Origin of the sequence: Natronospira sp., assembly GCF_007134575.1 — a bacterium.
Lineage (GTDB): Bacteria > Pseudomonadota > Gammaproteobacteria > Natronospirales > Natronospiraceae > Natronospira > Natronospira elongata.
On record NZ_SLKM01000005.1, the window covers coordinates 1 to 6,982 of the forward strand.

Annotated in this window: 8 protein-coding genes; 5 read left to right on the plus strand and 3 right to left on the minus strand. The window is 61.6% G+C overall.

Going from position 1 to position 6,982, the window contains the following annotated elements:
- Positions 1-44: 44 nt before the first annotated feature.
- Together aroC and prmB are read right to left on the minus strand one after the other, a co-directional pair.
- Positions 45-1,148: a chorismate synthase gene (aroC, locus tag ACJWXQ_RS00155; protein ID WP_346049834.1), complete on the minus strand. Its 1,104-nt coding sequence runs from the start codon at positions 1,146-1,148 to the stop codon at positions 45-47.
- Positions 1,149-1,150: 2 nt separating this feature from the next.
- Entirely contained in the window at positions 1,151-2,077 is a 927-nt protein-coding gene (gene prmB / locus ACJWXQ_RS00160) for a 50S ribosomal protein L3 N(5)-glutamine methyltransferase (protein ID WP_346049832.1), read from the minus strand.
- Between the two features lie 88 nt (positions 2,078-2,165).
- On the opposite strand from prmB, the gene ACJWXQ_RS00165 reads away from it, so the two are divergent.
- From ACJWXQ_RS00165 to ACJWXQ_RS00185, 5 genes are read left to right on the plus strand one after another with little or no spacing between them, the layout of a single operon-like run.
- Positions 2,166-2,828: an SCO family protein gene (locus ACJWXQ_RS00165; protein WP_346049830.1), complete on the plus strand. Its 663-nt coding sequence runs from the start codon at positions 2,166-2,168 to the stop codon at positions 2,826-2,828.
- 29 nt (positions 2,829-2,857) lie between these two features.
- Positions 2,858-3,337 carry a copper chaperone PCu(A)C gene (locus tag ACJWXQ_RS00170; protein WP_346049828.1) on the plus strand — a complete coding sequence of 160 codons (480 nt, stop codon included), beginning with the start codon at positions 2,858-2,860 and terminating at the stop codon, positions 3,335-3,337.
- Positions 3,337-4,206 (plus strand): archaetidylserine decarboxylase, encoded by an 870-nt coding sequence (gene asd / locus ACJWXQ_RS00175; RefSeq protein WP_346049826.1) that lies wholly within the window; start codon positions 3,337-3,339, stop codon positions 4,204-4,206. Before ACJWXQ_RS00170 ends, asd begins: the two co-directional genes overlap by 1 nt.
- A 5-nt stretch (positions 4,207-4,211) precedes the next feature.
- Positions 4,212-4,685 carry a GAF domain-containing protein gene (locus ACJWXQ_RS00180; protein ID WP_346049824.1) on the plus strand — a complete coding sequence of 158 codons (474 nt, stop codon included), beginning with the start codon at positions 4,212-4,214 and terminating at the stop codon, positions 4,683-4,685.
- Between the two features lie 35 nt (positions 4,686-4,720).
- Positions 4,721-5,968, plus strand: a complete 1,248-nt coding sequence (locus ACJWXQ_RS00185; RefSeq protein WP_346049992.1) for an HD-GYP domain-containing protein — start codon at positions 4,721-4,723, stop codon at positions 5,966-5,968.
- 20 nt (positions 5,969-5,988) lie between these two features.
- Here ACJWXQ_RS00185 and ACJWXQ_RS00190 read toward each other — a convergent pair.
- Positions 5,989-6,982, minus strand: a 994-nt coding sequence (locus tag ACJWXQ_RS00190; protein ID WP_406671895.1) for an NAD(P)/FAD-dependent oxidoreductase, incomplete at its 5' end; no start/stop codon positions are given.

Genomic DNA, 6,982 nt, shown 5'->3' on the forward strand with positions numbered 1-6,982 from the left:
CACGGCGAAATAAAGCAGATAGAAGCTGGACAGTCGGGCGGCGATCATTCCCCCGGGCGTGCCGGAATCCGAGGCCCCGGGGCGTCCACATCCGCGTTCTGGGCCCGGTGCCGCAGCCAGTGGTCCATGATCACCAGCAGGAGCATGGCCTCGGCGATGGGCACTGCCCTCAGCCCCACACAGGGATCGTGCCGGCCAGTGGTCACCACTTCCACCGCCTGCCCCGCCACATCCACGCTGCGACCGGGCAGACGCAAACTGGAGGTGGGCTTGAGGGCGATGCTCACCCGCAGGTCCTGGCCGGTACTGATACCGCCCAGCACGCCGCCGGCATGATTGCTGAGAAAGCCCTCCGGGGTCATTTCATCCCGGTGCTCGGTACCCTTTTGATGGACGCAGGCGAAACCATCGCCTACCTCGACACCCTTGACGGCATTGATCCCCATCATGGCCTTGGCCACATCCGCATCCAGGCGATCGAACACCGGCTCACCCAGGCCCACCGGCATGCCGGTGGCCACCAGATTGATGCGCGCGCCCACGGAATCACCGGACTTGCGCAGACGGTGCATGTACGCCTCCAACTCCTCTACCCGCTCCGGGTCGGCGCAGAAAAAGGGGTTGTCATCCACGGCGCTCCAGTCGGCAAAGCCCAGGGGGATTTCCCCGAGCTGGGCAAGGTAGCCCCGGACCTCCACGCCCAAATGCTGGCGCAGATACTGACGGGCGATGGCGCCGGCCGCCACACGCATGACCGTCTCCCGTGCCGAGGAGCGGCCACCACCTCGATAGTCCCGCCGGCCGTATTTGTGCATATAACTGTAATCGGCATGCCCGGGGCGGAAGCGATCGGCGATGTTGCGATAGTCCTTGGGTTTCTGGTCCTGGTTCTCCACCAGCAATCCGATCGGGGTGCCAGTCGTCTTGCCCTCGAAAACCCCCGAGAGAATGCGTACCTGATCAGGCTCACGACGCTGACTGGTGTGGCGCGAGCGCCCCGTCCGACGGCGCTCCACATCGGCCTGGATCAGGGCCTCGTCCACGGCCAGCCCCGGTGGACAGCCTTCGACTATGCAGCCCAGGGCGGGGCCATGACTCTCGCCGAAGCTGCTGACACGGAAGCGCTCACCGAATCCATTACCCGGCATGGTCAATCCCTCCCCGGGCCGTCGGCGGCAATGGCGCCCAGATCGGCCGCATGAATCACGCATATCCCCTGGCCACCCCGCTCGAACAGGGGCCATTCCATGGGCAGCTCGTTGAAGCGATTGGCGAGCGCTTCGGCCGCATTGCCCACCTCGATGACCAGAATGCCCTCCGGCGAAAGATAATCGGCCGCCGAGGCGATGATACGAGCGGCAATGGCAGTGCCCTCCTCCTCGGCCCGCAGCCCCAGCACCGGCTCGCGCTGATACTCGACCGGCAGTTCGGCCATTTCCGTGTCGGGCACGTAGGGCGGATTACTGATGATCAGATCGTAGCCCTGCCTCGGCGCATCGGCGAAAAGATCGCCCTGGTGGAGCTGGACCACGGACTGCAAACCATAACGAGCGACGTTTCGGCGAGCCACGGCAAGGGCCTCGGCCGAGAGTTCGGTGGCATGAACCTCATCGACACCCAGATGCATGGCGCAGGCAATGGCAATGCAGCCACTGCCGGTACACAGATCGAGCACCCGATTGAACCCCGTGGGCGGAGCGAAGGGGCCAAAGCCCTGCTCGATCAGCTCAGCCAGCGGCGAGCGGGGAACCAGCACATCCTCGGTGACATGAAAATCCAGCCCGGCGAAGCGTGCCTGTCCGGTAAGGTAGGCGGCCGGCTTCCGGCTGCTGAGACGCTCACCGATCAATTCCACCACTTCCGCCCGCTCCGTGGGCGTCAGCCGTGCCGAGTAGAGGGCATCCGGCAGCGGCGGGGTGACCGCCAGGGCGTGAAGAACCAGCCAGATGGATTCATCGAGGGCATTGTCGGTGCCGTGACCAAAATACAGGCCGGCCCGATTGAACTCGCTGGCCGCCCAGCGGACAAAATCGGCGACGGTCTCAAGTCCGTCCGGTTCTGAGGAAAAGCGCGACACGCGTCAAGGCCTCCTGGCAGCGAAACTGGCCGCTCATCATACCACCGGGACCTGCAGTTCCCGGGCCAGTTATGGGATAATTGCAACCATGAACAGTATCAGGCAGATCCTCATCCCACTAGTCATCCTTTGCTTCGCGGCCGCCGGTGCCACGGTAGCCTGGTTGACTTCCGACAGACCCGGTCAGCAACCGGACACCGAGGCCGTGCTGCTGGAGCAGCCTCGCCTGATCCCGGAGCTGCAACTGCTCGACCATCACGGGACCTACTGGTCGCCGGAACGACTCAAGGGCCAATGGACCCTGGTTTTCTTCGGTTTCACCCATTGTCCCGACATTTGCCCCGAGACCATGGTGCAGATGAATCAGGTCCACCGCATGGTCCAGGAGAACGGGCGAGTGATGCCGCCCTCCGTGCTATTTGTCTCCGTGGACCCCGCCCGGGACACGCCCGAGCGCCTTGCCGAATACGTGCCCTATTTCAACCGCAACTTTCTGGGCGTCACCGGCGGTGAGGCAGAGGTTGTGGAGCTGGCGCGCTCAATGGGTGTGCCGGTCTCCATCCCGGATGTTGATCCCGGCGAGGATTACGAAGTAGATCATGGATCCTCTCTGACCCTGGTGGGGCCGGACGGTAATATCCAGGCCTTTTTCACCGCCCCGCATCAGCCCGATCAGATAAGCCGGGACTTTGAAGCCATCGTCCGCTATCTGGGACAGGACCTGGGTCAGCAGCACGCCCAACATCAGTAAGTACTGACTTCCAAAGGATATCCGACGATATGAGAACTCTGTTTCTGGCGCTCGGCCTGCTTACCCTTTCCCTGGCTGTGCAGGCCGCCCCCCCGGTGACTGCCGAATCGCCCTGGGTGCGCGAAGCACCACCGGGATCCTCGGTAACCGCCGCCTACCTCGACCTGGTCAACCAGGGCGACGAGACCATCACCCTGGTGAACGTTCGAAGTGAGGAATTTCGCCGCGCCGAGATCCATGAAACCATCCATGAAGATGGTCAGGCGAAAATGCGTGCGGTCGATGAAATTGCAGTGCCCGCGGAAGGCCGGGTCGAGTTGAAACCCGGTGGCAAACACCTGATGTTGCATGAGCCGCGTGAAGAGCTATCCGTCGGAGACTGGGCTCATCTGGTGCTCGAATTCGACAATGGTCAGCTGCTTGAGCTGGCCGTTCCGGTCAAGCGACGCACGGGCCGGGATGATGACGATGACCATCATGACCATCACGAACATCGGGGGCATCATTGATGCGGCAGGCGCCCCCTCCCACTCTGGGTGATTATTGCCGTGCCCTGCCACAGCATCTGCTGCCCCAGCATGCCCTGTCGCGGCTGGTCCATGCCGTCACTCGTTCCCGCCGCCCCTGGCTGCGGAAACGTCTGATCGACGGTTTTCTGAATCGCTTCCCGGTGGAGCTGTCCGAGGCCGAACGGGAGAACCCGGGCGACTACGACAGTTTCAATGACTTCTTTAGCCGTGCGCTCAAGCCCGATGCCAGACCACTGGCAAACGCCCCGGTGCTCTCCCCCGTGGATGGACGCATCAGTCAGCTGGGACAGATCAGCGCCGGACGGCTGTTCCAGGCCAAGCGGCGCTGGTATCGCTTCGAGGAGCTGCTGGGACGCTCGGGGCGACAGACGGATTTCGAGAATGGACGCTTCTGCACCATCTACCTGGCGCCCCATAACTATCACCGTATCCACATGCCAATGAGCGGCCAGTTGACCGCCCTGCGCCACCTCCCGGGGCGGCTGTTCTCGGTCAACCCGGCCACCACCCGAGTGATTCCCGGACTGTTCGCCCGTAACGAACGCGTGGTCGCGGAATTCGATACAAAGTATGGCCCCATGGCGGTGGTGATGGTGGGTGCCCTGTTGGTGGGGTCCATTGAAACCGTCTGGACAGGGGAGATCACCCCTCCCACCCGGCTGCAGGCGCGGGAGCTGCCATTGCCGCCTGCCAGTCAGCGGGCATTGGCCCAGGGCGCGGAGCTGGGCCGTTTCAACATGGGGAGCACCGTGATTCTGATGCTGCCGGAAGGGGCGCCGGCCTTTGATCGCCGCCTTTATCCCACCGCCGCCCTGCGAATGGGGCAGGCCCTGGTCCAAGGAGACTAGATCGCATGTTCAGTCTGCCGCAACTCGATTACTCCCAGCGCGAGAGTTTCTACGACGATCTCCGCCTGGCGGCAATGGGCCTGGTCGCCGGAGAAAAACAGTTGATCGCCAATTGCGCCAATCTGTCCGCCCTGATCTACCACAGCCTGCCGGACGTGAACTGGGCCGGCTTCTACCTGATGGATGACGGCGAGCTGGTGGTCGGCCCCTTTCAGGGTAAGCCGGCCTGCGTCCGGATCCGTCTGGGTGAAGGCGTCTGTGGCACGGCCGCGGAGCGGCGGGAAAGCCTCGTCGTGGACGACGTGGACGCCTTCCCGGGGCATATTGCCTGCGACAGCGCCAGCCAGTCGGAGATCGTCATTCCACTGGTCCGCGATGGCCGGCTGCTTGGGGTACTGGACATCGATTCTCCACATAGGGCACGCTTTGATGAACAGGACCGTCAGGGCCTCGAGGCCTTGATCACGGTGCTGGACTGAAGCGCCCAATTTCGGGCAGGGAGCCGCCCTTGAGCATGATCAGGAAGGAAGTCGGGGAACTCGCACTGGGGATGTACATCAGCCGGCTGGATCGTCCCTGGCTGGAGAGCCCCTTTCTGTTTCAGGGCTTTTTGCTGGAACGGCAGGAAGACCTGGATACCATCCGCGAGATCTGTCGCTTTGTCGACGTGGATCCGGAGTTGTCCCGGATCGATGTTCAGGGCCCTGTTTCCCACAAACCCTCCCCGGCCCAGCCCAAAGAAGCTGCCCAGCCTACCAGCCGCCTGAAGGACACGCGCCTTAACCCCCAGCGAATTATCGCGACCCTGGAGCAACAACGGGAAAACCGGATCCGGACCCACGATTATCTCAAGCAACTGTTCACCGATATTCGCATGGGTCACAGCGTGGATAGCGAAGAAGCCAAGGAGTTCGTTGGCACGCTGGTTGATGCCATCACCGATTACCCGGATGTAGTGGTCTGGCTAACTCAGATGAAGAACCGGGATGAGTACACCTCGCTTCATTGCCTGAATGTCTGTGTACTCACTCTGGCCTTCTGTCATCACCTGGGCTATGGCGATGAAGATTTGAAAGCCATTGGCATGGGCGCGCTATTGCATGACATCGGCAAGGCGGAGATTCCGGAGGCAGTGCTCAACAAACCGGACAGGCTGACTCCCGAGGAATGGAAGATCATGCGTCAGCATCCCGAAATCGGTTATCGCATGATGCGCGGCTCGGGCCAGATTCCAGACGTTGCCCTTGCCATCATTCGTGGCCATCATCGCCGAGTTAACGGTGCCGGCTATCCCGAAGCATTTCCACAGGACGAACTCAGTCGCCCGGTTCTCGCCGCGGCCATTGCCGATGTCTATGACGCCATGACCAGCGACCGGCCCTATCACCGCGGACTGGCCGCTGATCAGGTGCTACGTACCATGCAACGTCATGGCAAAGACACCTTCGGCCAGGACCTGATGGACGAATTCATCCGTTGCGTGGGCATCTTCCCGGTAGGCAGTGTGGTGGAACTGGTCAATGGCAGCATTGCCCTGGTTATCTCCGCGGGCCGCAGTGCCCGGCTGCTGCCCCAGGTTCTTCTGCTGCGGGATACGAAAGGTCATAAACTGGAAAAGCGCAAGTTGATGGATCTTGCCCTGGCTGCGACCCGTCAACCGGAATCCGGCTGGCAAATCCGGCGTGTGGTTGAACCGGCTCGCCACCAGATCACCCAAAGAGAGTTGATGCTCACCAACGACAGTTCAGTCGCATCCAGCTAAGGGACCTCTGATTAATTCATTCAAACAACCTCTCCCGCCGCACGCCCCGACGCCCAGGCCCACTGAAAATTATGACCGCCCAGGTGCCCCGTCACATCGACCACCTCACCAATGAAATAAAGCCCCGACACGCTGCGACATTCCATGGTTTGGGAAGACAGTTGCCGAGTATCCACCCCACCCAGGGTCACCTCGGCGGTGCGATAACCTTCCGTCCCCGAAGGCCGCAATTGCCAGGGCTGACAATAAGCGATCACATCCTCAACATCCTTGTCTGACATATCTGCCAAGCGCGGATTGCCCAGATAAAGCTCACACCAACGCTCCGCCAGGCGGCGACTCAGCCAGTTGGAGAGCAGAGATTTGAGACGCAGTCTCGGTGTCTCGCGACGAGCTTGCTTGAGAGTGTCAGCCAATGCCTGGGCGGGAAACAGATCCAGCTCCACCGCCTCTCCGGGACGCCAATAAGATGAGACCTGCAATATCGCGGGACCACTCAGGCCACGATGGGTGAACAGCAGATTTTCGCGGAAACAGGCATGTGGCCCACTTCCCCCACCTGCACAGGCTTCGACCTCGGTCGAGACGCCGGACAGATCGGACAGGTCCCGCAGCTTGCGTTCATCCAGGGTAAAGGGAACCAGGCCGGCGCGGGTTTCCAGAACAGTCAGACCGAACTGCCTGGCCAGGTCGTAGCCAAAGCCACTTGCGCCCATTTTGGGAATGGACAGCCCACCTGTGGCAATCACCAGGCTCTCGCATGAATACAGGCCCGCGGAAGTCTGGAGCCGGAACCCTTCGTCCTTGATCACTTCCAGGACCGAGATACGGGTCATGATCTCTACGACCGCCGACTGACACTCGTGAAGCAGCAAATTGACGATGTCCCGAGACTTGCGGTCGCAGAACAACTGGCCGAGCTTTTTCTCATGGTAGGGAATGCCATGTGATTCCACCAGCGCGATAAAGTCCCAGGGCGTGTAACGGCTGAGCGCAGACTTGCAGAAGTGGGGG